The 23,764-nt window shown below is 66.1% G+C and carries 22 protein-coding genes and 1 pseudogene; 16 read left to right on the top strand and 7 right to left on the bottom strand.

The annotated features are described in order from the left end of the window. Positions 1-10: 10 nt before the first annotated feature. The 4 genes from kstD (at position 11) to ACQP1G_RS17985 (ending at position 3,610) form a co-directional block, all read left to right on the top strand. Complete coding sequence (gene kstD / locus ACQP1G_RS18000; protein ID WP_433205431.1) at positions 11-1,681, top strand: 3-oxosteroid 1-dehydrogenase; 1,671 nt, start codon at positions 11-13, stop codon at positions 1,679-1,681. 11 nt (positions 1,682-1,692) lie between these two features. Beyond that, positions 1,693-2,424, top strand: coding sequence for a glucose 1-dehydrogenase (locus ACQP1G_RS17995; protein ID WP_433205428.1), 732 nt, complete (start codon positions 1,693-1,695; stop codon positions 2,422-2,424). A gap of 15 nt (positions 2,425-2,439) precedes the next feature. Next, positions 2,440-3,258, top strand: a complete 819-nt coding sequence (locus ACQP1G_RS17990; protein ID WP_433205425.1) for an SDR family NAD(P)-dependent oxidoreductase — start codon at positions 2,440-2,442, stop codon at positions 3,256-3,258. 151 nt (positions 3,259-3,409) lie between these two features. Next, entirely contained in the window at positions 3,410-3,610 is a 201-nt protein-coding gene (locus ACQP1G_RS17985) for a hypothetical protein (protein WP_433209611.1), read from the top strand. Positions 3,611-3,694: 84 nt separating this feature from the next. On the opposite strand, the gene ACQP1G_RS17980 is transcribed toward ACQP1G_RS17985, so the two are convergent. The 4 genes and pseudogenes from ACQP1G_RS17980 to ACQP1G_RS17965 form a co-directional block, all read right to left on the bottom strand. Further along, positions 3,695-4,402, bottom strand: coding sequence for an alpha/beta fold hydrolase (locus ACQP1G_RS17980; protein WP_433205422.1), 708 nt, complete (start codon positions 4,400-4,402; stop codon positions 3,695-3,697). A gap of 34 nt (positions 4,403-4,436) precedes the next feature. Continuing rightward, positions 4,437-5,402 (bottom strand): alpha/beta hydrolase, encoded by a 966-nt coding sequence (locus ACQP1G_RS17975; protein ID WP_433205419.1) that lies wholly within the window; start codon positions 5,400-5,402, stop codon positions 4,437-4,439. Between the two features lie 27 nt (positions 5,403-5,429). After that, positions 5,430-6,152, bottom strand: coding sequence for an alpha/beta fold hydrolase (locus ACQP1G_RS17970; protein ID WP_433205416.1), 723 nt, complete (start codon positions 6,150-6,152; stop codon positions 5,430-5,432). 93 nt (positions 6,153-6,245) lie between these two features. After that, positions 6,246-7,260 (bottom strand): annotated as a pseudogene (locus ACQP1G_RS17965) (GlxA family transcriptional regulator). Positions 7,261-7,338: 78 nt separating this feature from the next. Here ACQP1G_RS17965 and ACQP1G_RS17960 point away from each other — a divergent pair. Beyond that, on the top strand, positions 7,339-7,932 hold the full coding sequence (locus ACQP1G_RS17960; RefSeq protein ID WP_433205413.1) for a TetR/AcrR family transcriptional regulator: 594 nt from the start codon (positions 7,339-7,341) through the stop codon (positions 7,930-7,932). Between the two features lie 14 nt (positions 7,933-7,946). Here the strand turns inward: ACQP1G_RS17960 and ACQP1G_RS17955 are convergent, their stop codons facing one another. After that, positions 7,947-8,603, bottom strand: a complete 657-nt coding sequence (locus tag ACQP1G_RS17955; protein ID WP_433205410.1) for a hypothetical protein — start codon at positions 8,601-8,603, stop codon at positions 7,947-7,949. Positions 8,604-8,699: 96 nt separating this feature from the next. On the opposite strand from ACQP1G_RS17955, the gene ACQP1G_RS17950 reads away from it, so the two are divergent. Further along, complete coding sequence (locus tag ACQP1G_RS17950) at positions 8,700-9,242, top strand: hypothetical protein (protein WP_433205407.1); 543 nt, start codon at positions 8,700-8,702, stop codon at positions 9,240-9,242. Between the two features lie 3 nt (positions 9,243-9,245). Here ACQP1G_RS17950 and ACQP1G_RS17945 read toward each other — a convergent pair whose 3' ends face one another. After that, positions 9,246-10,220 (bottom strand): helix-turn-helix transcriptional regulator, encoded by a 975-nt coding sequence (locus ACQP1G_RS17945; RefSeq protein WP_433205404.1) that lies wholly within the window; start codon positions 10,218-10,220, stop codon positions 9,246-9,248. A gap of 63 nt (positions 10,221-10,283) precedes the next feature. Here ACQP1G_RS17945 and ACQP1G_RS17940 point away from each other — a divergent pair, with 63 nt between their 5' ends. The 5 genes from ACQP1G_RS17940 (at position 10,284) to ACQP1G_RS17920 (ending at position 17,583) form a co-directional block, all read left to right on the top strand. Then, on the top strand, positions 10,284-12,560 hold the full coding sequence (locus tag ACQP1G_RS17940) for an ATP-binding cassette domain-containing protein (protein ID WP_433205401.1): 2,277 nt from the start codon (positions 10,284-10,286) through the stop codon (positions 12,558-12,560). A 216-nt stretch (positions 12,561-12,776) separates the two neighbouring features. After that, complete coding sequence (locus ACQP1G_RS17935; protein WP_433205398.1) at positions 12,777-15,005, top strand: pyruvate, phosphate dikinase; 2,229 nt, start codon at positions 12,777-12,779, stop codon at positions 15,003-15,005. A 4-nt stretch (positions 15,006-15,009) separates the two neighbouring features. Next, entirely contained in the window at positions 15,010-15,780 is a 771-nt protein-coding gene (locus tag ACQP1G_RS17930; RefSeq protein ID WP_433205395.1) for a tyrosine-protein phosphatase, read from the top strand. A gap of 135 nt (positions 15,781-15,915) precedes the next feature. Continuing rightward, positions 15,916-16,635, top strand: coding sequence for a hypothetical protein (locus tag ACQP1G_RS17925; protein ID WP_433205392.1), 720 nt, complete (start codon positions 15,916-15,918; stop codon positions 16,633-16,635). 66 nt (positions 16,636-16,701) lie between these two features. Next, positions 16,702-17,583, top strand: coding sequence for a glycosyl hydrolase family 32 (locus ACQP1G_RS17920; protein ID WP_433205389.1), 882 nt, complete (start codon positions 16,702-16,704; stop codon positions 17,581-17,583). On the opposite strand, the gene ACQP1G_RS17915 is transcribed toward ACQP1G_RS17920, so the two are convergent. After that, the gene (locus ACQP1G_RS17915) at positions 17,561-18,151 is read right to left on the bottom strand and encodes a TetR family transcriptional regulator (RefSeq protein WP_433205387.1); all 591 of its coding nucleotides are present in this window, start codon (positions 18,149-18,151) and stop codon (positions 17,561-17,563) included. The genes ACQP1G_RS17920 and ACQP1G_RS17915 overlap by 23 nt on opposite strands. Positions 18,152-18,258: 107 nt before the next feature. Here ACQP1G_RS17915 and ACQP1G_RS17910 point away from each other — a divergent pair, with 107 nt between their 5' ends. From ACQP1G_RS17910 to ACQP1G_RS17890, 5 genes are read left to right on the top strand one after another with little or no spacing between them, the layout of a single operon-like run. Then, entirely contained in the window at positions 18,259-19,113 is an 855-nt protein-coding gene (locus ACQP1G_RS17910; protein WP_433205384.1) for an SDR family NAD(P)-dependent oxidoreductase, read from the top strand. 39 nt (positions 19,114-19,152) lie between these two features. Continuing rightward, the gene (locus ACQP1G_RS17905) at positions 19,153-20,610 is read left to right on the top strand and encodes an L-fucose/L-arabinose isomerase family protein (protein WP_433205381.1); all 1,458 of its coding nucleotides are present in this window, start codon (positions 19,153-19,155) and stop codon (positions 20,608-20,610) included. A gap of 27 nt (positions 20,611-20,637) precedes the next feature. Continuing rightward, positions 20,638-22,119 carry an FGGY-family carbohydrate kinase gene (locus tag ACQP1G_RS17900; protein ID WP_433205378.1) on the top strand — a complete coding sequence of 494 codons (1,482 nt, stop codon included), beginning with the start codon at positions 20,638-20,640 and terminating at the stop codon, positions 22,117-22,119. Positions 22,120-22,179: 60 nt separating this feature from the next. Beyond that, positions 22,180-22,644, top strand: a complete 465-nt coding sequence (locus tag ACQP1G_RS17895; protein ID WP_433205375.1) for a thioredoxin family protein — start codon at positions 22,180-22,182, stop codon at positions 22,642-22,644. Next, positions 22,641-23,669 carry a glycoside hydrolase family 172 protein gene (locus tag ACQP1G_RS17890; protein ID WP_433205372.1) on the top strand — a complete coding sequence of 343 codons (1,029 nt, stop codon included), beginning with the start codon at positions 22,641-22,643 and terminating at the stop codon, positions 23,667-23,669. Before ACQP1G_RS17895 ends, ACQP1G_RS17890 begins: the two co-directional genes overlap by 4 nt. Positions 23,670-23,764: the final 95 nt, after the last annotated feature.

Here is a 23,764-nt window from a genome sequence, read left to right as displayed (position 1 = left end):
GGAGAGCCAGATGTCCCAGGAATACTCATACGACGTCGTGGTCGTCGGCTCCGGCGCCGCGGGCATGACCGCCGCGCTCACCGCCGCCTACCGTGGACTTTCGGTGGTGCTGATCGAAAAGAGCGGCAGCTTCGGCGGTTCCACCGCGCGCTCCGGCGGCGGTGTCTGGATTCCGAACAATCCGGTGCTGGTGCGCGAGGGTGTGCCCGACAGTCCGGACCTGGCCCGGATCTATCTGAAATCCGTTGTCGGCGATCGCGTTCCGCAGGAGAAGCAGGATGCCTTCCTGGACAACGGCCCCCGCATGTTCTCCTACCTCACCGCGCGCACGAACCACCTCCAATTCGTCTACGACCGCGGCTATTCCGACTACCACCCCGAACTGCCCGGCGGACTCGCACAGGGTCGCAGCATCGAACCCGCGATCGTCGACGGTCGTCTGCTCGGCAAGGACCTGGAGCTGATCAACCGGCCCACCATGTCCGGTCCGAAGGGAATCGCGTTCACCGTCAGCGACTTCCACGATCTGAATATGATCGCGCGGACCTGGAAGGGTAAGCGCACCGCGATGAAGGTGGGCGCGAAGGCCGTGCTGAACCGCATTCGCGGACGGCTTCCGCTGAGTCTCGGCAAGGCCCTGGTGGCGCGGCTGTGGCTGGCGCTACGCGACGCGGGTGTGCCGGTCTGGCTGAATACGCCACTCACGGAACTCATCACCGACGGCGGTGTCGTGGTCGGTGTGCATGCCGAGCGTGCTGGCGCACCGATCGTCATCCGCGCGCGCCGCGGTGTTGTGCTCGCCGCGGGCGGATTCGAGCACAACCTGGAGATGCGCAAGCAATTCTTCGCCGAGCCGGTCAGTACAGACTGGACCGTCGGCGCGACCGAGAATATCGGCGACGGGATTCGAGCCGGTGAAAAGCTGGGCGCCGCACTGGATCTGATGGATGACGCCTGGTGGGGTCCCTCGGTGCGCAATCCGGACGGACCGCCGTTCTTCTGCCTGGCCGAGCGCTCCCAACCCGGCGCGATCATGGTCAATGACGCGGGCGAGCGGTTCACGAACGAATCGGCCAGCTATGTCGACGTGGTGCACACCATGTACGAGCAGCACGCGACCGGGATCGGCCATGCCCCCGCGCATTTCATCATGGACCAGCGATTCCGCAATCGGTACCTGTTCCTCGGCACCTTCCCGAAACAGGCCATTCCACAGAAGTATTTCGACGCCGGAATTATCGAGAAGGCCGAAACCCTGGCCGAACTCGCCACCAAGATCGGCGTGCCGGCCGACACCTTGACCGCGACGGTCGATCGATTCAACGGTTTCGCGCGAGCCGGGCGCGACGAGGATTTCCATCGCGGCGAATCCGCGTACGACCGCTACTACGGCGACCCGACCGTCACGCCGAATCCCTGCCTGGCCCCGATCGATCAGGGACCGTTCTACGCGGTCGAGATGGTGCCCGGCGATCTGGGCACCAAGGGTGGTCTGGTCACCGACGAACACTCCCGCGTGCTGCGCGCGGACGGTGCGCCGATCCCTGGACTCTATGCGGCGGGCAACAATTCGGCAGCGGTCATGGGCAATAGCTACGCCGGCGCGGGCGCGACCATCGGTCCCGCCATGGTGTTCGGCTATATCGCCGCCCAGCACATCGCCGATCTCGAGAACTCCTGAGGAGCAGGAAAGTGGACAGAGTAGCGGGCAAGACCGTCATCGTTACCGGCGGCGCACGTGGTATGGGCGCCGCATTCGCCCGCCGATTGGCCGCCGAAGGGGCTTCGGTCGTCATCACCGACGTCCTCGTCGACGACGGCAAGGCGGTGGCCGCCGAACTCGGGGACGACGCACTGTTCGTCCCGCTCGACGTCACCGACGAATCGGCCTGGGCGGCAGTGGTCTCCGAGGCCGAGCGTACCTTCGGACCCGTCTGCGGACTGGTCAACAATGCGGGCATCGTGCACGTCGATCCGATCGAGCGGCTCGCCGAGGCGGACTACCGCCGCGTCATCGACGTGAACCAGGTCGGGGTCTTTCTCGGCATGAAGACCGTTGTCCCGTCGATGCGCCGGGCAGGTGGCGGGTCGATCGTGAATATCTCCTCGATCGGCGGCATCATCGCCTTCAGCAATATCCTCGGCTATGTCGCGTCCAAGTGGGCGGTGCGCGGTATGACCAAGGCCGCCGCCCAAGAGTTCGGCGCCGACGGAATCCGGGTCAACTCGGTTCACCCCGGTGTCGTGGCCACCGAGATGACCGCCGACTCCGACCGCTCCCACTCGATGGTGCACGGCCAGCCGCTCCCCCGTGCCGCCGCGCCGGGTGAGCTGGCCAACCTGGTGCTGTTCCTCATTTCCGACGAGGCCAGCTTCTGTACCGGCTCCGAATTCGTCGCCGACGGCGGCTACACCACCAAATGACCAAGGACACCTGCTGTGAAGAACTTTGAGGACAAGGTCGTCGTCATCACCGGCGCGGGCGCTGGCATCGGCCGCGCACTCGCACTGGAGCTGGCGCGCAATGGCGCGAAATTGGCATTGTCCGGCCGAAACCTGGCCAATGTCAGTGAAACCGCCGCCCTGTGCGAAAGCGAGGGCGCCAATGCGCGGGCCTACAGACTGGACGTCACCGATCGTGCCGCGGTCTACGCGCATGCCGATGCGGTCCGATCCGACTTCGGCCCGGCCAATCTCGTGGTCAATAATGCGGGCGTCTCACTGACCGCCAATGTCGAGGAGTTGAGCTGGGAAGACTTCGAGTGGATCGTCAATATCAACTTCTGGGGCGTCATGTACGGCACGAAAGCCTTTCTGCCGCAAGTCATCGCGTCCGGTGACGGCCATATCGCGAATGTCTCCAGTATGTTCGGCCTCGCCGCATGTCCCAGTCAGGGCGCCTATAACGCAACCAAATTCGGCATCCGCGGCTTCACCGACGCACTGCGCCAGGAAATGCGGATCGCGGGCCACCCCGTCGGAGTCAGCAGCGTCCATCCCGGCATGATCAAAACCGATATCGCCTGGAAGGCCCGCGCCGGCGGCGATCGCGACCGCGACGCCCTGGCCGCCAACTTCGACAAATTGGCCAAGACGACACCCGAGTCCGCCGCGAAGACCATGCTGCGCGGCATCCGAAAGGACAAGGCCAAGATTCTCATCGGCGCCGATGCCCGCGTGATCGATTTGCTGCCACGGATTTTCGGCTCCGGCTACCAGCGCATCCTCACCGCGCAGATGAAGAAAGAAGTCGGGTGACGCCATGACCCGAATCGGCATGCTGGTGCCCTACGTCGACGGGCTTGCCACCTCCGGCGCCTTCCTACGCGACTTCGCCACGACGCTAGAGGATTGATTCCAAGGTGGGCGGCCCGCTGTGCGGGCCGCCCACCTTGGAATCAATGGTCATATGCGGTCAGCGGATCTCACCGTCGTGGGCGAGGCCGGCAACGGCGGCGAAGCGGTCCGGCTCACCCGCCAACCGCGACCCGATGTCGTCCTGATGGACATCCGGATGCCGCCGCGAGCGGAGTGCGCAGCGCTAGCCCAAACCGTCCTCACCATCAGCCAGGGCCGCCCTTTGGAAAGCGTCATCGACACCGCCCGATAGCTACGAACTCAACCCCCGACACCGCACCGTCCTGACCCGACTCGCGCCGCAATTCCCCGCAAGCGCGAGTCGGGTCGAGGCGAACTAGCGCTCGACCGTCCGGACGATCAGGTCGGCGACCGCTTGGGGCTCGGAGACCGAGACCGCGTGCGAAGCGGAGATTTCGACGGTGTCGGCCCCGGCGCGTTCGGCCATGAACCGCTGCGCCTCGATGGGGATGTTCTTATCGTCGGTGGTCAGTAATGCGAACGTGGACACCGACTTCCATGCGGCCGCGGAAGCAGTCTCCTGCAGCGCGGCAAGGGCGACCGGCCGCTGCGTCGCGGCCATCAGCTCAGCCGTTTCCGCCGGGACATCGGCGGCGAACTGCCGGTGAAACTCATCCTGGCGGATATAGAGTTCGGTGCCCGAGCTCCCGTCGGGCAGGGGGTAGCTCGCGGGACGGGTGGCCGCCCCCAAGGTCGAGCCGGGGAACTTATCGGTCAGTTGCAGCGCGCTCTCGTTCTCGTCGGGAATAAACGCGGCAATGTAAACCAATGCGGTGACATCGGCCTTCCCCTCGGCCGCCACGGTGATGACACTGCCACCGTAAGAGTGTCCGACGAGCACGCACGGGCCCTCGATGCCGTCGACGACCGACGCGATGTAGGCCGCGTCACTGTCGAGGCCGCGCAGCGGATTTGCGGCGGCGATGACGGAATATCCTTGTGCACGTAGGTGTCCGATGACGCCGTTCCAACTGAAGGAATCGGCGAACGCGCCGTGGACGAGCACGATGGTTGGAGTGGTCATAGATTTCTCCTGATCTGTTTGTGGACGAGTGTGATCACGCTGTGTACAGGGCGGCCTTAAGCGTCGTAACTGCCTGTGCGACAGCGGCTTTGGCGGCGTGGGTATCGTGCATCGCGTTCACCATGACGAAGTCGTGGATGATCGCCCCGTAGCGCACCTGCGTCACCGGCACGCCCGCCGCGCGCAGCTTGCCAGCGAAGGCTTCGCCCTCATCACGCAGCACATCGGCCTCGGCGGTGATGACCAGCGCGGGCGGCAGCCCGGTCAACTGCTCGGTGCTGGCCCGCAGCGGCGACACGGTGATCTGCGCACGCTCTTCGGCGCTGGTGGTGTACTGATCCCAGAACCATTGCATCCCTGCGCGAGTCAGGAAGTAACCCTCGGCGAATTGCTGATACGAGCCGGTGTCGAAGTTGGCGTCGGTCACCGGGTAGAACAGCACCTGCTGCGCGAACGAGAGGTCGCCGCGCTCCTTCGCCATGAGCGTCAACGCGATGGCCATGTTGCCGCCGACCGAATCACCCGCGACCGCGATCCGGGAGGCGTCGAGACCGTAGTCGGCGCCATTGGTAGTGACCCACTGGGCGACCCGGTAGGACTGCTCGTTGGCTACCGGATACCGCACCTCCGGCGAGCGGTCGTATTCGGGGAAGACAACAGCCGCGCGCACACCGACGGCGAGATCACGCACGAGCCGGTCGTGGGTGTGTGCATCGCCGAAAACCCAACCAGCGCCATGGGTATAGACGATCACGGGCAGCACCTCGGTGACACCCTGCGGCTTGACGATGCGCGCCCGCACCGAACCGGTCGGACCGCCCTCGACCGTGACCCACTCCTCATCGATCTCGGGCTTGAAAATCGGTGAATCCTGCACCGAATCCACCGCCTTGCGTCCCTCCTCCGGGGCGAGCTGGTAGAGGAACGGCGGCTGCGAGGTGGCGTCGACGAACTCCTGCGCCGCCTGCTCGAGCGAGATGCCCAACGGATTACCTGACATGGTGGTGCCTTTCTGTTGTGTTGTGGATCAAAACAATTCGGCAATCGCGTCGGTGATGACGGACGCGACTCGGTCCGGATGGGTCTGCATCACCAGGTGCGGTGCGTCGATCTCGACGACCGTCCGCAGCCCGGCCCGTCGATAGCCGTAACGCTCGACATCCGGATTGATGGTGCGGTCGGCGCTGGACACAATTCCCCAGGCTGGCTTGGTCTTCCAGGCTGCGGCTGTGGCGGGCTCGCCGAACGCGGTTGCCGACAGCGGCCGCTGCGACACCGCGAGCACCCGCGCCTTTGCAGTGTCGACTCCGGCTGCGAAAATAGCTGGGAACGCGTCGATTTCGACGGACACATCGGTTCCGGTGGTCTCACCATCGACCGGATACGAGGTGTAGACCAGATGTGCCGCCAGCTCGGAATCCGGGAACCGGCCTTGCAATTGGCCGAGGCTCTCGCCCTCCTCCAGCGCGTAACCGGAGACATAGACGAGGCCGACGACATTCTCGGCAACGCCGGCGACGGTAATGACGGCGCCGCCGTAGGAATGCCCGGCCAGCAACACCGGGCCATCGATTTGTTCGACGACCGACCGGATGTATGCGGCATCGCCGGACAGGCTGCGGTTGAACACCGGCGGTGCCGCGACCCGGTGGCCCTGGTCGAGCAGCCGCCGGGTGACCGGCGACCAACTAGACGCATCGGCGAAGGCGCCGTGCACGAGTACAACGGTCGGGGTTGACGCGAGGGGCATCGCGGTCCTTTCTGGATATGAGGCTGTGACCAAGCCACTTTCTGCTGCTTCTCGGTGCCCGCGCCCCCCTTCACCGGCCGGAAATACCCATGATCAGGACACGGCCGCCGCGAACCCTGTGCCCATGGCCGATCCCGTTGTCCGGAACAGCTGCTGATACTTGCGCGGGGAAATGCCGAGCCGCGCCACGAACGCCCGCCGCAAGGCTTCGCTACTGCCGTATCCGGCGGCCATCGCCGCTTCGGTAACACTGCGTCCGGCGTGCAACATATCCCTGGCCACACCGAACCGAATGAACGCGACATACTCGGCGGGCGAACGTTCGAGCTCCGTTCGGAACAGCCGGGTCAGGTGCCGGACGCTGACGCGTGCGTGCGTGCGTGGCGAGGCTCGGCACGGTATGCGGGTACGCGGGGTCCGCGCAGATCAGATCCACGACCCTGCGCAGCTGCGGACTGCGTGGCGCGGGCCCGCTCAGTGGTGCCGAGAACTGCGACTGTCCACCGGCGCGCTGCATGTACACCACCAGCGACTGTGCCACCCCGCGGGCGACAGCGGCACCATGATCCTCCTCGACAAGCGCCAGCGCCAGATCCATACCGGCCGCGACACCGGCCGAACTGTACAGGTTGCCATCGCGCACGAAAATCGCATCCGGTTCCACCAGTACCGATGGAAACCGACGCGCCAGGTCGGCGGTGAATTTCCAATGTGTCGTCGCCCGCCTGCCGTCGAGCAGTCCGAGCTGGGCCAGCACGAACACGCCGCTGCAGATCGACGCTATCCGCCGGGTATGCCAAGACAGGTGCCGCGCCGCCGCCGAAACCTCGGGCGTCGCGAACTTTTCCACGGGCAACTCGCTGCCCGGAATCACGACCGTATCGAAGCGACCTGCATCGGCCGCCGCGCAGCTCACCTGCGTGCGCGCACCGATCGAGGTGTGCACGTCCCTGCCGTCGGCCGAAACGAGTACCACCTCATAACCGGCCACCAACTGGTTCGCCTCGACGAATACCTCGGCAGGACCCACGAAATCGAGCATCTTGACGCCGTCGAAAACCAGCACACCCACCCGCCTGCGAGCCGTACCACCGAAACTTGGGGACATGTCAACCAGTATTATGGAGGAACGTCTCCAGAACAAGTGAGGTGCTCGACATCACGACCCGGTTGGTACGCTGAGCGCATGGGACGACCTCGACAGTTCGATGAATCGAACCTGCTCGACGCCGCGACGGAACTGTTCTGGTCGAAGGGGTTCGACGAAACGTCGGTGGAGGAGGTATCCCGCGCGACCGGCGTCGGAAACGGCAGCATCTACGCCGCTTACGGCAATAAGCGCGGCCTGTTCCTCGCCGCTTTCGAGCGCTACTGCGAACGCCGGGCTCGATTCGTCCGCGAGGTCGTCACATCCGCGTCCGGCTCACCGCGCGCCGCCGTCCGCGCTCTGTTCCAAGCGGTCATCGACGACTGTGCCGCCCACCCCGACCGTCGCGGTTGCCTCATGATCAACAGCATCGCCCAACTCGGCACCCGCATCCCCGAAGTCGCCACCATCGGCGCCCGCACAATAGCCGCCATGGAACAAGGCGTAGCCGACCGCCTACGAACCGACCCCGCCGACCCCGCCATCCTCTCGGCCCTCAGCGCCCACATAATCGTCATTTCTCAGGGCCTGATCCAACTGAGCCGCATAGGAATCCCCGCCCGCCGCCTCCAGGAAATCGCCGAGGTATCAAGTGTCGCCCTACCATCCCCTTGGACTGATCACTTAGCTTAGTCCATTGACGTCCGCTACACCCCTACCACTGGACCCATGTCGACCGCTGGTTCGACGCCGAAATCCCAGGCGCCATCGTCGAACCCGCTATCGTCGCCCTCGACCATCGGCATCGCGACAATGACGGCCGACGCGCCATCCCCGGACGGTCGGTTCCTGGCATGTTCCAAGGCCCGCACGGTGGTGATGAAAGAAGAGACGGTGCGATCCGGCACGCTGTGTTCGGGTTCGGTGTGCAGGCCCGCGGCGAAGATCGGCAGCAATGCCAAAGCGCCTACCGGACACCAGAATACGCGGGCACGTTCGTCGGAACCGCCCGCTATATCCAGCCGATTCAGGATGGGTTCGGCGACTCGGCGCCACAGCCAGCCGAGCACCGCGAGGATGGCGGACTGCGCCGCGGCGCGACCGAGGAAATCGCCTTCTACGGCGTGCAATGCGTCCGACAGACCGATGACCTGTTCGAAAACGGCGTCCGAGCTGAGACCCGGCAGCCGGATATGATCCGCCCCGGCGGGGGACAGGATGAGCGCACCGCCGTGCGCCACGTCGGCATACACGATGACGATCGGGCCCTCGACAGCTTGGCGTTGCAGCCGTTCAATGGTCGGCGGAGGCAGGAACCCCTCGAGCCCGGTCGCGCCCGAATGCGGTTCAGCAGCCCCGCCCACTGTTCGGAATAGGCTCGGCGCCCGGGTCGGCGGCCGCCCGCGCGATGGCTGACCCGAGCGCGCCGCAAGCGCTGGAATGCGGCGCACCAGCAGGTTGTGGCAGCGGCGCGGGCCGCGTTGTCCGACGGTGCGGTGACAGCGCACGCCCCCGATCTGCCCGCCGCCGAGGCGGCCTGCCGCAGCATCAGTCCGGTTCCGGCAGATCGGCCGACCTGGATCGGAGATCGGCTGCGCGGCTTGGATATTCGAGTATCGACCCGATATCGAATCGACCTGTCGGTGGTATGGCCGCGGCTGTGGTTCACCCTGCCCGAAGACGCCAGGACCGAACTGAGTGCCGCACACGACTCCTACACCGGTGCCGCGCGCCTATTCGGCTGGGCCAGCCTCTATCTCGTGATCGGCGCATGGTGGTGGCCCGCCGTTCTCATCGCCGCCGCCGCCGCGACCGCGGCCTGGTTGCAGGCCCGTTCGGCCACCGCGACACTGGCCGACCTCGCGGAAGCGGCCGTCGATCTCTACGGTGCCGAGCTCGCCCGCAAACTCGGCCTCACCTGCCCGGACAGGTTGACACCCGCGCTCGGCGAGGAAGTGACAGAGCTGCTCCGCAAAGACGAAACACTCAATCCGCCAGCGTGATTCCTACTGCCGCTGGCCCGCCGCGCGTAAGAGTCTGCGGCCGAGGTCGCCGAGCATATCGGCCATCTCCTGCGGTTCTACGACCTCGAATTCCAAACCCAGGTGGGCGATTCGTACGGCAGTCCACTCCAGTGAATCGGCGCTGGTGCGCACTAGGCAGCTGGTGTCGTCGACGGGTTCGATCTCCTCCGGTCGGACTCGGAAGCTCTCGATCACCTCCGAGGCGGGGGCGTGCACGCGGAAGACCACGCGCCGCACCGGGCGGGACGCGGCCGCGGCCAGCGACTGGGTGACGAAGGCCGCGGCGTCGCCAGTGGGTAATTCTCTTGGCGTACTGCGTATTCCGGTCCGTTGGGGAGATTCGACCCGGTCTACGCGAAACGTGCGCCAGTCGGCGCGGTCGAGATCCCAGGCGACGAGGTACCAGCGGCGGCCTGCGGAGACCAGGTTGTGTGGTTCGGCCAGGCGGCGGGTTTCGGTATCGCCCTTGTCGTGGTAGCGGAAGCGGATTCGTTCGCTGTCTCGGCAGGCAGCGGCCAGCACGACCAGGATCTCGGGATCGACGAAGGGCCCGGCGGCGGGTCCGCCCAGGGATACGGTCGCGTACTGCACCGCCTCGACGCGACGGCGCAGCCGGGCGGGCAGCACCTGTTGGAGTTTGACCAACGCTCGTGCCGATGACTCATCGATCCCCTCGACCGCGCCGAGCGCCGCATTGCGCAGTCCGAGCGTGATCGCTACTGCTTCGTCGTCGTCGAGCAGTAGCGGCGGGAGCGCGGTTCCCGCCTCCAGGCGGTAGCCGCCGATCGAACCGAGACTCGCGTGCACCGGATATTCCAACTCGCGCAGCCGCTCGATATCGCGGCGCACCGTCCGCACGGTCACGCCGAGACGTTCGGCCAAGTCGGGCCCGGTCCATTCGCGACGGGTCTGCAGCAAGGAAAGCAGGCGCAGCAGGCGGGCGGCGGTTTCGGTCACAGCTTCCAGTATCACCTGCAATGAGGACCGATTCTGTCCTCATTCGTCCCTACCGTAGCGCTGGTGAACGCAGATCGAGACACCATCCAGATCATCGGGGCCCGTGCCAACAACCTGCGCAACATCTCCCTGGCCATCCCCAAAGGCAAGATCGTCGTATTCACCGGCGTGTCCGGATCGGGCAAATCGTCGGTGGTCTTCGGTACCGTCGCCGTCGAATCACAGCGTCAACTCAACGAGACCTTCACCTGGTTCATCCGCAACCGACTGCCGAAATACGAGCGGCCCGAGGCCGATGTGATCGATAACCTGGCGCCCGCCGTGGTGGTCGACCAGAAGCCGATCGGCGGCAACTCCCGCTCCACCGTCGGCACGATGACCGATATCCAGTCGATCATCCGGGTGCTGTTCTCGCGCTACAGCGCCCCGAGTGCCGGTGCGGCGACCCACTATTCGTTCAACGACCCGGTGGGCATGTGCCCGGAGTGTGGCGGGCTCGGGCATGTGGTGCGGCCGGATCTGGACAAACTGCTCGACACCGACAAGTCGCTCAACGAGGGCGCCATCACTTTCGCACCGTTCGCGGTGGGCACTTTTCAGTGGCAGATCTACGCGGAGTCCGGACTCTTCGATCCGGAAAAGCCATTACGCGATTTCACCTCCGAACAATGGCAGCTGTTCCTGCGCGGCAACGGGTTCCGGGTGCCACGACTGACCAAGACCGGCTCGATGGGCAGCAATGCCTACGAGGGACTGCTGGAACGTTTCGACCGGCTCTACATCAAACGCGACCTCGGCGCATTGAGCGATAGGAATCGCGCCGCGGCGACAGCGGTCGTCAGTGCGCAGATCTGTCCGGAATGCGATGGTGCGCGGTTGAATTCGGCGGCGCTGGCGAGCCGGATCAATGGCCTCGGCATCGCCGATTACGGCCGTATGGAGGTATCCGATCTCATCGAGGTGCTCGGCGCGCTCTCGCAGACGGCCGCCGCGCCGATCGCCGAGGCCGCCGCCGCCCGGTTGCGACGGATCGAGGAGGTCGGGCTCGGCTATCTCTCGCTGGATCGCGAGACATCCACCCTCTCCGGCGGAGAAGCGCAGCGGCTCAGAGTCGTTCGGCATCTCGGATCCAGTCTCACCGGAATGACCTATATCTTCGACGAACCCAGCGTCGGCATGCACCCGCGCGATGTCGGTCGGCTCAATCACCTGCTGATCCAGCTGCGCGACAAGGGCAATACGGTGTTGGTGGTCGAACACTCCCCCGATGTCATCGCCGTCGCCGACCACATCGTGGATATGGGGCCGGGCGCGGGCGGGCACGGCGGTCAGATCGTTTTCGAGGGCACCGTCGAAAGGCTGCGCACCTCGGGCACTGCGACCGGTGAACGGTTACGCCGGGTACAACCGGTCAAGAATGCCAGCCGCACTCCGACCGGCTGGCTCACCGTCACCGATGTCGACTCCTACAACCTGAAGCACCTCACCGCGCGATTCCCCACCGGTGTGCTCACCGCGGTCACCGGCGTGGCGGGTTCGGGCAAGAGCACCTTGGTATCCGGCGCATTCGTCACCGCCCATCCGCAGACGATCGCGATCGACCAGTCGGCCATCGCCACCTCCCGGCGCTCCAGCCCCGCCACCTATATCGGCATCATGGATCCGATGCGGCAGCTGTTCGCCAGGGCGCACGGCGTCAAACCGGGACTGTTCAGCTTCAACTCCGAGGGCGCGTGCGCCGAATGCGGCGGAGCAGGTGTCATTTTCACCGATCTGGCGTATATGGATCCGATCACCACTGTCTGCCAGAGTTGTCACGGCCGCCGCTACCGCCTCGACGTGCTGAGCTACACCGTGCATGGTGCGTCGATCGCCGATGTCCTGGATATGACGGCGGAGCAGGCGCTCGACTTCTGGAACGGCAACGCGGGCAGCAAGATTCGCGGGCCGCTGCGCGCACTGAACGAGGTCGGCCTCGGCTACCTGACACTGGGACGCTCGCTGAGTTCACTGTCCGGCGGCGAGCGCCAGCGCATCAAACTCGCCGACCACCTGCACCGCAGCGGCGGCGTCTACGTGCTGGACGAGCCGACCACCGGATTGCATATGGCCGACGTCGACACGCTGCTGACTTTGCTGGACCGACTGGTCGACGCGGGCAATACGGTGATCGTCATCGAACACGACTTGGAGGTGGTCAAACGGGCCGACTGGGTGATCGATCTCGGACCGGACGGCGGCAAGCACGGCGGCGAGATCGTCTTCACCGGGACACCGTCGGCGCTGCTCGACGACCAGCGGTCCATTACCGCCGACTATCTGCGGCGCAGCGTGGCATGAGACGGCCGGGCGGAACAGGTGCCGCGCGCATCCTGCTGACCGGGACGTCCAGTACGCGGTGGCGCTGCCGGGCGGCAGGCTGAAATCGCGCTCTCCGCGGCGTGAGCGCTGCGGGATTGCGCCATTTGCCAGGGCGATCGCAGGGCCAGCGGCCCGGTGATCCGCCCTTTGTCATGCGCTGAGTGCGCGATGGCTGTCGACGACCGAAGGAGTGTTATGACGATCGGAGTGGAGCCGGTGCGGCGACCGGGAGCCGCCTTCGGGGGGCTCGATGCCGGTCGGCAGAACGCGACTTCGTCCGTTGCGGAACTCGACGGGGCGTGCGGACTGTCGCGGCAGCGGATCGGCGGTAAGGCATGGAGCGTCGATCATATGCGCGGCCTCGGGCTGCCGGTACCGCCGGCATTCGTGCTGACGACCGAGGCATGGGCGGAATTCGGTGCCAACGGTGGGGTGCTCGATGCACAGACCTGGGCGGGCGTGCGAGCCGGAATTGCCGCGCTCGAACGGGGGACGGGGCGGCAGTTCGGTGCGGCAGAGCGTCCATTGTTGGTCTCGGTGCGCTCCGGCGCGGCGGTGAGCATGCCGGGGATGATGGATACGGTTCTCAACCTGGGCATGACCGACGCGGTCGAGCGGGCATTGACTGCCGAGACGCGAAATCCGGACTACGCCAGCGATACGCGGCGACGGTTCGTGACGCAGTATCGCGAGATCGTGCTCGGCGATTCGAATGGCGTCGTGCCCGAGGATCCGTGGGAGCAGCTGCGCGGCGCGATCAGTGCAGTATTCCGGTCGTGGGATTCCGCACGCGCCAAAACCTATCGGCGCACCCGGGGTGTTTCCGACGCGCTCGGCACGGCGGTCACGGTGCAGGCCATGGTTTTCGGCAATCTCGACGCGCAGTCCGGGACGGGCGTGCTGTTCAGCCGGAATCCGAATACCGGTGCGCATCCGGTCTTCGGCGAGTGGCTGGTCGGCGGGCAGGGTGAGGATGTCGTCTCCGGGCGCACCACCCCACGTCCGCTGGATGAACTCGCGGCGACGCTGCCCGACGTGCACCGCCAATTGATCGCCGCCGCCGAAATGCTCGAGCGCGACGGCCGCGATATCCAGGATATCGAGTTCACAGTCGAATCGGGCCGTCTGTGGTTGCTGCAGGCACGGCCCGCGAAACGCTCTGCGCGCGCTGCCCTTCGCGCCGCGGTGGCCATGGTCGAGGAAGGCCTCATCGACGCGAACGAGGCGTTGCGCCGGGTCGGGGCCGACCAACTGCGGACCGTCCTACGCCCCGCATCCGGCGAGGACACCGGACTGCGACCACTGGCCCGCGGCGAATCCGCGTGCCCCGGACTCGCCTCCGGTGTCGTGGTCACCGATCCCGACGAGGCCGAAACCCGTGCCGCCGCCGGTGAGCACGTGATCTTGGCGCGTCCGACCACCAGCCCGGACGATCTGCACGGCATGATCGCGGCGCAGGCCATTGTCACCGAACTCGGCGGCGCGACCTCGCATGCCGCGCTGGTGAGCCGGGAATTGGGCCGCCCGTGCGTGGTCGGCTGCGGCCCGGGGGTCGTCGCGGCGCTGGCCGGTCGCGTCGTCACCGTCGACGGCGGAGCTGGCACGATTTTGCCGGGACAGGTGACCGGAAAAGCGGTGGCGGCCTCGGTCATCGAGGACATCGATCGGCTCGCACAATGGGCGCGGGTCGATCCGGCTGAGCTGCCCGCGTTCCTCTCGGACCGTGAGCGGAACGAAGAGCCGCCAACAGCAACACATTCCGCAGATACCGTCGGCCACACTGCTGTTGAACCCGAAGTGCAACGTGCGAAGGTGTCCGAACTCGCGATACTCCGCCTGATCGGTATCAAGGGCCGGGTGCAACCGATTGCCATTACCGAAAGCCTCGATATCGCCGAGGACGAAGCCTCGTCGCGCACTGCCGATTTCGTTACGCGTGGGCTATGCGCCAGCACACCCGTCGGAATCCGGCTCACCCCACAGGGGCGAGAACAGTTGACCCAACTTCTGCAGCACGAGCGCACCGATATCGACCGGAACGTCATCGCGGCGGCCTACGATGAATTCTGCGGGTTCAATGCCGAGCTGAAGGAAGTCATCACGGCCTGGCAGATGAAGGACGCGAGTACGGTGAACGATCACTCCGACAACGCTTATGACGCAGCCATTCTGGCGCGTCTCACCACGCTGCACGACCGCGTCGCCCCCTTGGTCGAACGCATCAGCGCCATTACACCCCGCCTCGCGCCCTACACCGATCGCCTGACTCGCGCCGTCGAGCGCATGAACGGTGGCGACCACAGCTGGGTGGCCCGGCCGATCATGGACAGCTATCACACGGTGTGGTTCGAATTGCACGAAGACCTCATCGGTCTGTGCGGCCTGAGCCGCGCCGACGAGGCCGCCGCGGGCCGAGCCCAGTAGCGCCGTGTTCACCGACAATGCCCAGCGGCGATGGGTGGAGTTCGCCGAAATCGACAATGTCCGCGACCTCGGCGGTCTTCCGATAATCGGCGGCGGCACAACCCGATTCGGCGTCGCCTACCGCGCCAGCACACCCCAGCATCTCACCGAGGACGACCTGGGGATACTCATCGGCTCGGTCGGTCTGCGCACCCTGATCGACCTGCGCAACCCGGATGAGGTGTTGCGCGAGGGCTACGGCAGGCTGACCGGCAATGCGGCCGTGCGCATGGTCAACCTACCGGTGCGCAAGGCCAGCACCGCCGCCGCGACGCCCGCCGAACTCGTTCCGGACGGCAGACAATACGATCTCGTCGCCCTCTACCGCGAACTCCTTTCCGGCAGTAGCGAATCCATCGTCACTGCGGCCCGCATCATCGCCGATTCCGAGCGTCACTCGGTCCTCTTCCATTGCGCCGCAGGCAAAGACCGCACCGGCATTCTTGCGGCCGTGGTGCTGGACGCGGTCGGCGTACCCGCCGAGGCGATCGCCGCCGATTACGCGCTCACCGGTGAACGCCTGGAACGCATTCGCGCACGCCTCGACGCGCTGCCGTCCTATCACGGACTGCCACCGGTGCGGACCGGCATACTCGCAGTCGATCCCGACGTCATCATGCGGTTCCTCGACGAACTGCGCAGTACCCAGGGTGGGGCGGGTGAATGGCTGCGCATGCACGGCCTATCCGGCGGTGAGCTCGCCCGGCTCCGCACGGTGCTGGTGGACGACGCCTAGTCCCGGCTGTGGAGACTGTTCGGCCGGAATTGGCGCCGAACCTGCAGTAGGGTCACCGGCGGGCACGACGATGTCGACTACGAGAAGCTCACCACCGCGGCTGAAAAGAAGAAATTCGCCAAACAGAACAGCCTGATGTACGGCGGGCTGATCGCCGTCGGCGTCGTCATCCTGCAGGGCTTCCTCACGGCCGAACCGCTCGGCACCTCGGGCCGGATCTCGGTGATCGCCTTCGCCATCTCGCTGCCGCTGCTCGTGGTGCTGCTCATGCTCGATGAATGGCAGTCGGGGGAGAAGGTACCGAGCCCGAGCATGACCGATGAGGCGGCCAGAGCCATCGCCCTGCTCAGCTCCCTCGTCGGCGTGGTCGCGGCGTTCTGGCATATCGACTGGGGCGCGGGCGTCGCGGTGATCGCGGCCGGGGTGATCGCACTGGGCGTCTACGGCACGCATTTCAGCAGTACGAGCTTCAGCCAGGCCGTGCTGCGGCGCAGGCAGCAGCGGGCGGGTCAGCGGGCCGCGGCCGCACAGTCGGCAGCACCCACGCCGACAACGCCCCAACCGCCAGCTCCCCAGCCGACGGCACCTCGATCCACTGCTCCCGAGCCGACGGCGGACCAGCCGACAACGCCTCGGTCCACGACTCCCCAGCCAGCAACGCCCCGATCCACTGCGCCCGAGCCGACAGCGGACCAGTCCACTGCGCCCCAGTCGCCAGCAGAGCCGACACCGCCCGAGTCCGCCACTCCCGAGGCCACAGCGGACCAGCCAACCGCGATCCTCGAAGAGCCGACGCCCCCACCACCACCCGACTCCCCCGCAAAAACACCGCCGCAGCAACCACCAACCCACTGATATCCGCACCATCTCGATGTCGCGGACCCCGCCTCGACGGGGACCTCGCCGGGCATCATGGGCAGTATGGCAACGCGCGAGGTGGTGCGGGCGGGCGCGTTCGCGAGGGTCTACGACCCCGGTGCCGGTGAGCCACACCCGTGGTACATCAACGACCACACCGTAGTTCGCGACGAAACGGGTCGCTGGCACCTGTTCGGCATCACCCATCCGGAACCGGCCGACCCGTTCCACGAAATCGAATTCGCGCATGCGACCGCGCACCGGCTGCGCGGACCGTGGACCAAACAGGCGGCCGCCCTGACCGTGGATCGCGGTTACGGTGAGACACATCTGTGGGCGCCGCATGTCATCGGCGTCGACGGCCGGTACTACATGTTCTACGCGGGCGGCGGCGCCGATCGGACCAGCGCCGCGATGAATCTGGCCACCTCGAGCGACCTGTACCGCTGGACCCGCAGCCGGACCGGGCCGCTGTTCCGTGACGGCTACGACGCCAGGGATCCGATGGTATTGCGCATCGGCGAGAAGTGGGTCATGTACTACTGCGCCACCAGCACACCACTCGGCGGTCACCATGTGGTCGCCTATCGCACCAGCGGCGACCTGGTGCACTGGGGCGATCGGCATATCGCCTATACCGACCCGAGTATCGGCACCGAGGCGGGCAATACCGAATCACCGTTCGTCGTACCTCACGGCGGCTGGTGGTACCTGTTCATCGGTCCGCGCCCGCATTACGTCGGGACCGATGTGTTCCGCAGCGACACGCCTTTCCACTTCCGCATCGGCGATAAGGCGGGTCATATCGCCGCCCATGCCGCCGAATTGGTCCGAGACAATGACGATTGGTGGATCACCAGCGCGGGTTGGGCTCAAGGCGGGGTACACCTGGCACCGCTCACCTTCCCGAACCCGCGCACCGTCACCGCGGCCGTCCCCCGCTGACCGCCCGGACCATCTCGGCCACCAGCACCCTGGTCTGCTCGAAGGTCGCGCCGGAGACCGCGGGTGCGCCGACCACCGAGCGCATGACCCCCAAACCCAGCAGCAGCGCACCGACCAATTCGGCGCGCAGGGCGGCATCGGCACCGTCCAAGCGCACGGTCATCTCCTGCAGGTAGCCATCGCAGAGTTGGGCCCGCAACTGGTCACGCACGCGAGCATGGCCCGAGGACCGCAACATCGCCAGCACCGGGTGCTCACCGCCGAATTCGGGCCAGTCCTCGAAGACGACATCGCGCAGCAGGGCATCGACGATGGAGACCACCGGTCGATGTGGGTCGGCGGCAACCCCTTTCGGGATCTCGAGGTACATCGCCTCGGCATAGAGCTGCTCCTTGGTACCGAAGTAGCGGAACACCAGCGCCGGATCCACGCCGACATCACCTGCGATATCGCGGACGCCGGTTCGGTCGAATCCGATGGTGGCGAACCGGATTCGGGCGGCATCCAGTAACGCGGATCGGGTCGCGGCGCGGTCGCGCCGACGGCCCGGCGCTGCGGTTTCGGTCATCAAGTCAGCATAAGTCATCAGTTGTTGACTTGCTGGATACCTGCTTCATAGCCTCGATGTCACCGGACGATGACTCAACCGAAATTGACTCGAGGAGAAGCGATTCGATGCGCACCTACGTGATAACCGGCGGGACCGACGGCATGGGCAGGGGTCTCGGTCTGCACTTTCTCGGCCGCGGCGACCGGGTGTTCGCGGTGGCCAGCGGCGCGGCCAAAGGCGCCCGATTCCTGCGCGAGGCCGCCGAACTCGGCGCCGCCGGCCGAGCCGTCTTCGTACCGGCCGATCTGAGCACGCTGGCCGGGATGCGCAAGGTCCTCGCGGACGTCGAGGCCGTCACCGACACCGTCGACGGGGTCGTCTTCGGCGCGCAGAACTTCCGGTCCGTACGCCAGGAGACCGCCGACGGTTTCGAGTACACCTTCGCACTCGCCTATCTGAGTCGTTATGTCATCGGGCACGGACTCTTCGACGCACTCGAACGCGCCACGGCACCGGTCATCATGAATATCGCGGGCCCCGGCGGACTTCCCGGCACCATCGAATGGGAGGATCTGCAACTGCGCGACGGCTATCGCGGTATGCGCGCGGCCATGCAGTCCTCGCGCTGCATCGACCTGCTCGGCGTCGCATTTACCCAACGCCATCCGCGGGCACGCACGCGATATGTGCTCTACAATCCGCTGATGGTGCGCACGGCCATGGCCGATCCGCTGCCAACGGCGCACCGCCTGCTCACCAAGGCGTGGCTGCTGGCCGCCGGACAGCCGGTCGGCAAGGCCATCGTCCCCATCGCGGAGCTGATCGACCATCCGCCGACCGAACCGCTCACGGCCTTCCGGCGCCGCACGCGACTCGCACTGACGGGTACGGACTTCGACCCGGCGCGCGCCCGGCGCCTCGACGCGATTACCGCCGAGTTGGTCGACAGCGAACGGTCACCGGTGGATAACGACCGCTGACCCACTCGCCCGAAGCCGACCACCCGCCACCCCCTCCGGATGGATAATCCTGGAGGGGGGCCTGCACGTTGGGAGGCGGTCGGGATGGCGCGGATCGGCGTGATGAGCATTTCCGATGGGCGTGACTATGTGCACGCGGGCATCGCGGAGTTCATCGAATCGGCAGAGAATCGGCTGGTCGCCGGGCTGCGGGCGGCCGGACACGAGGTGGTCCGTGGCACGGCGCCGATCAGTACGAACGCACTGGCCGGATCGGTTGCTCGTGAAGTGGCCGCCGCCGGTGTGGATCTCACGGTGCTGCACTATGCGGTCTGGGCATTCCCGCACTTCACCATGCTGGCCGCGGGTGCGACGCCGGGGCCGCTACTGCTGCTGTCCAATATTGATCCGGTGCAGCCCGGTATGGTCGGCATGCTGGCCGCGGGCGGGGCGTTGGATCAGATCGGCCGCGCGCACACCCGGTTGTGGGGCGATCCGGCCGACACCGCGCTGATCGAGGCGATCGGCATCCAGGCCACTGCGGCGGCAGCCGTATCCAGTCTGCGCGGCAGTACTTTCGGACGCTTCGGCGGTCGCCCGATGGGCATGAATACGGCCGTGGCCAATACCGATCAGTGGCAGCGACTGTTCGGCATAGACGTCGAGGAGATCGACCAGTGGGAGATCGTGCGCCGCGCGGAATCGGCCGATGCCGGGGAGGCGAAGGGGGCGCGAGAGTGGTTGGAGCGCAACACCGCTGGCGTGCACTACGACGGTGTGAAACTGACACCGGAATTGCTGGAACGTCAGATCCGCTCGTATCTGGCAGTCCGCGAACTGATTGCCGAATGGCGCCTGGACTTCTCCGGTATCAAAGGCCAGCCCGAACTCACCCAGTACTTCGCGACGATGGATATCACCGAGGCGTTCCTCAATGATCCCTACGATTGGAACGGCCCCAAACAGCCCCATATCTGCGCGACCGAAGCTGATATGGACGGCGCGCTCACTATGCAGCTGCTCCAGCGGATCGCGCACACCCCCGTGCTTTTCGCCGATGTCCGGCACTATCACCAAGACCGCGACATCTGGGATCTGTGCAACTCCGGTCAGCACGCCACCTGGTTCGCGGCACGCAGCGAGGATCCGAACGAAAACCTGGCCAACGTGCATCTGTACCCGGAGGTGTTCTTCTTCCCCGCAGGCGGTGCCTCCGTACACCATCTGGCCGCACCCGGCCGAATGACCCTGGCCCGTCTCACCCGCAAGGACGGCGACTATCGAATGCAGTTGATGCTGGGTGATTTCGAAACCTACGACCAGGCAACCAATGAAGCACTGATGAAGCAGTCCACCTGGGAATGGCCACATGCCTTCGCCCGCCTGGACGCGCATGCCGGAGATTTCCTGTCCCGCTTCGGCGCCAACCATATTCACGCGGTCCCCGGCGATCATCGGGCCACGGTCCGAGCCGCCTGCGATCTCCTCGCTATCACCGTCGACGAATTCACCCGATGACGAACGCTGCGAACAGGAGGCCCGGGCATGTTCATCGGAGTTGATATCGGAACCTCCAGTTCCAAAGGCGTACTGGTCCGGCCGGACGGCACGATCATCGCCAGATCCGAACGGACGCACGGTGTTTCGACACCGCGACCGGGATGGGTCGAACACGATGCCGACATGATCTGGTGGACGGAGTTCCGCGCGATCATCCGCGAACTCCTCGACGCGGCCGGCAGCGCGACTGTCGACGCACTCGGCGTATCCGGCATCGGCCCATGCCTGCTCCCCGCCGATGCCGCCGGAAATCCCCTGCGTCCGGCCATCCTCTACGGCGTCGACACCAGGGCGACCGCCGAAATCGCCGAACTGAACCAGGTATTCGGCGCGGCAGCGGTACTCGAGCGCGGCGGTTCCCCCTTGACCAGCCAGGCCGTCGGCCCCAAACTGCGCTGGCTGGCCCGCTATGAGCCGCAGGTCGCGGCCCGCACCTCCATGCTGTTGATGGCGAGTTCGTTTCTGGTGCACCGACTTACCGGCCGTTATGTACTCGACCATCAATCGGCTAGCCAGTGCGTTCCGATGTACGACCTGCGGCAACGAGATTGGGCGTGGGACTGGGCCGCCGTCGTCGCGCCCGGTCTCGCCTTGCCCGAATTGGCCTGGCCCACTGAGGTTATCGGGCGGGTGAGCGCGTCCGCCGCGTCGGTGACCGGACTACCCGCCGGACTTCCGGTCACCACCGGAACCATCGACGCCTGGGCCGAGGCGGCCAGCGTCGGCGTCCGCGCAGCCGGCGACGCGATGATCATGTACGGCACCACCATGTTCCTCGTGCAGGTGCTCTCCGATCCGCGACCGCATCCGGGTCTGTGGTTGACCTGCGGAGCCTGGCCGGGCACCTACACATCGGCGGCGGGCATGGCGACCTCGGGCGCGGTCACCGATTGGCTGCGCAGACTCGTCGGCGGCGATTTCACCGACCTGGTGACCGAGGCCGCCGAGGTCCCCGCGGGCAGTCGGGGCCTGCTCGCGCTGCCCTATTTCGCGGGCGAGCGCACCCCGCTGTTCGATCCGGACGCCAGGGGCATTATCGCAGGTCTCACCCTCGGGCACGGACGTGCGGAGCTGTATCGGGCGGTGCTGGAGGGCATCGCCTACGGCGTGCGGCACAACCTCGAGGCCATGACCGCGGCGGGCGGGCAGGCGCGGCGGCTGGTCGCCGTCGGCGGCGGCACGAAGGGCGGCCTCTGGACCCAGATCGTCACCGATGTGACCGGCCTGCCACAGCAACTTCCGGCCGATACCGTCGGGGCCTGCCTCGGCGACGCTCTGCTCGCGGCAGCATCGGTCGGCGTCGATACCGCGGGCTGGAATCCCCTCATCGGCGTGGTGGAGCCCGATCCGGAGCGCGCAGACATCTACGCTGCGTACTACCAGCGCTACCGCGAGATGTACGAATCCACCAGGCATATCGCGCATTTCCTTGCGGCGGAACAGCACCGATCCGTTCATCTCCCGTAAGCCTCATGCCTATGCGAGGATGCAAAGTTGCCGATAGGACAGTAATCGCGAGGAATCTCGATGCCGACCATGACCCTGACCCGAAACAACTTCGACGCGACCATCGCGAACAGTCATATCGTGCTGATCGACTGGGGTGCGCAATGGTGTGAGCCCTCGCGCCGCTTCGCCGAGGTCTTCGAGGCATCCTCGGACCTGCACCCCGAGATCGTCTACGCCATGGTCGATATCGACGCCGAGCAGCAACTGACGGAAATGGCCGAGATCGAGGCATATCCGACCCTCATGGCATTCCGCGAGGGCATGCTGGTGTATTCGCAGGCCGGGGCGCTGCCCGCCGAATCGATGGAGGAACTGGTGCAGCAGATCCGCTGGCTGGATATGGACCAGTTCCGGCGCGAACTCGCCCAGCTCTCGGCCAGCGTAACGGTCGGCGAACCCGAACAACCACAGACTGGCTTCACTTACCAGAAGCGCGCGGGACACGCCGCGGCGACCGACCGATACGGCTGGCCGGGGCTGTGACCACCTCGGGGTCGGAACTCTGGCGCCTCGATGGCGCACGCACCCGCTCGATCAGCGCCGAGAATCCGACCGGCGCCCCCGGTGCGGGCGGTCGTGCGACCGATGGCACCGGCGCGCACGCGGCGCGCCGACTCGGCCCCGGCTGGAAGATCTCACCGTCCATCCACCTCGGGGCGGGCGAAACCGCAACGCTGGCAGACATTTCCGGCCCCGGCATGCTTCGGCACTGCTGGCTCACGACCGACCGCACCGCGCTCGGGCTACTCACCTTGCGCATGTTCTGGGACGACCAGCCGGAGCCGTCGATCGATCTGCCGCTCGGCGATTTCTTCTGCAACGGCTGGGACGAATTGGCGCTGGTGCGATCGGAGATGGTGGTCGTCGCACCAGCCGGTGGCCTGAACAGCTACTGGCCCATGCCTTTTCGCGCGCACGCCCGCATCACACTGCACAACGGCAGTGACCGCTCGGTTCCGGTCTACTACCAATTCACCTACACCGAGCAGGACGTACCCGTGGCCGCCGGATATCTGCACGCGCTGCGCTGCGCCAGCACACCGCTCGGTGCGCCCGCCGTGCACACCATCCTCGACACGGTGCCCGGACCCGGCCGGTATGTCGGCACCTATCTGGCCATCCGGCCGGGCGCACCGGGCTGGTGGGGTGAGGGCGAGCTGAAGTTCTACCTCGACGGCGATACCACCCATCCGACGCTGTGCGGCACCGGCACCGAGGATTACTTCGGCGGCGCATGGAATTTCGACCTCGACGGCTCGTACCGCACGTATTCGACGCCCTATCTCGGACTGCACCAGGTGCTGCCACCCGACGAGATCTACCGGCCGCAGCAGCGATTCGGCATGTACCGCTGGCATATTCGCGATCCGATCTGCTACCAGCGCGAGTTGCGCGTGACGATGCAGGCGCTCGGCTGGCATGACGAAGGCACATACCTGCCGCTGGAAGACGCGGATATCGCGACGACGGCGCTGTGGTATCAGCGCCCAGTGAGGATCAGCACCTAGTAAAGAGTGTGCGGGCTGGTTTGCTCGGCCCTCGTCGCGTCGATCGGCGCGCCGCATCCATTGCTACCCGACAGCATGCGGCATCCGCTCGCTGC

The organism is Nocardia sp. CA-107356 (genome assembly GCF_050946365.1).
GTDB lineage: Bacteria > Actinomycetota > Actinomycetes > Mycobacteriales > Mycobacteriaceae > Nocardia.
Note: the sequence above shows the minus strand (reverse complement) of the source record. Positions and strands in the feature narration are given on the sequence as shown.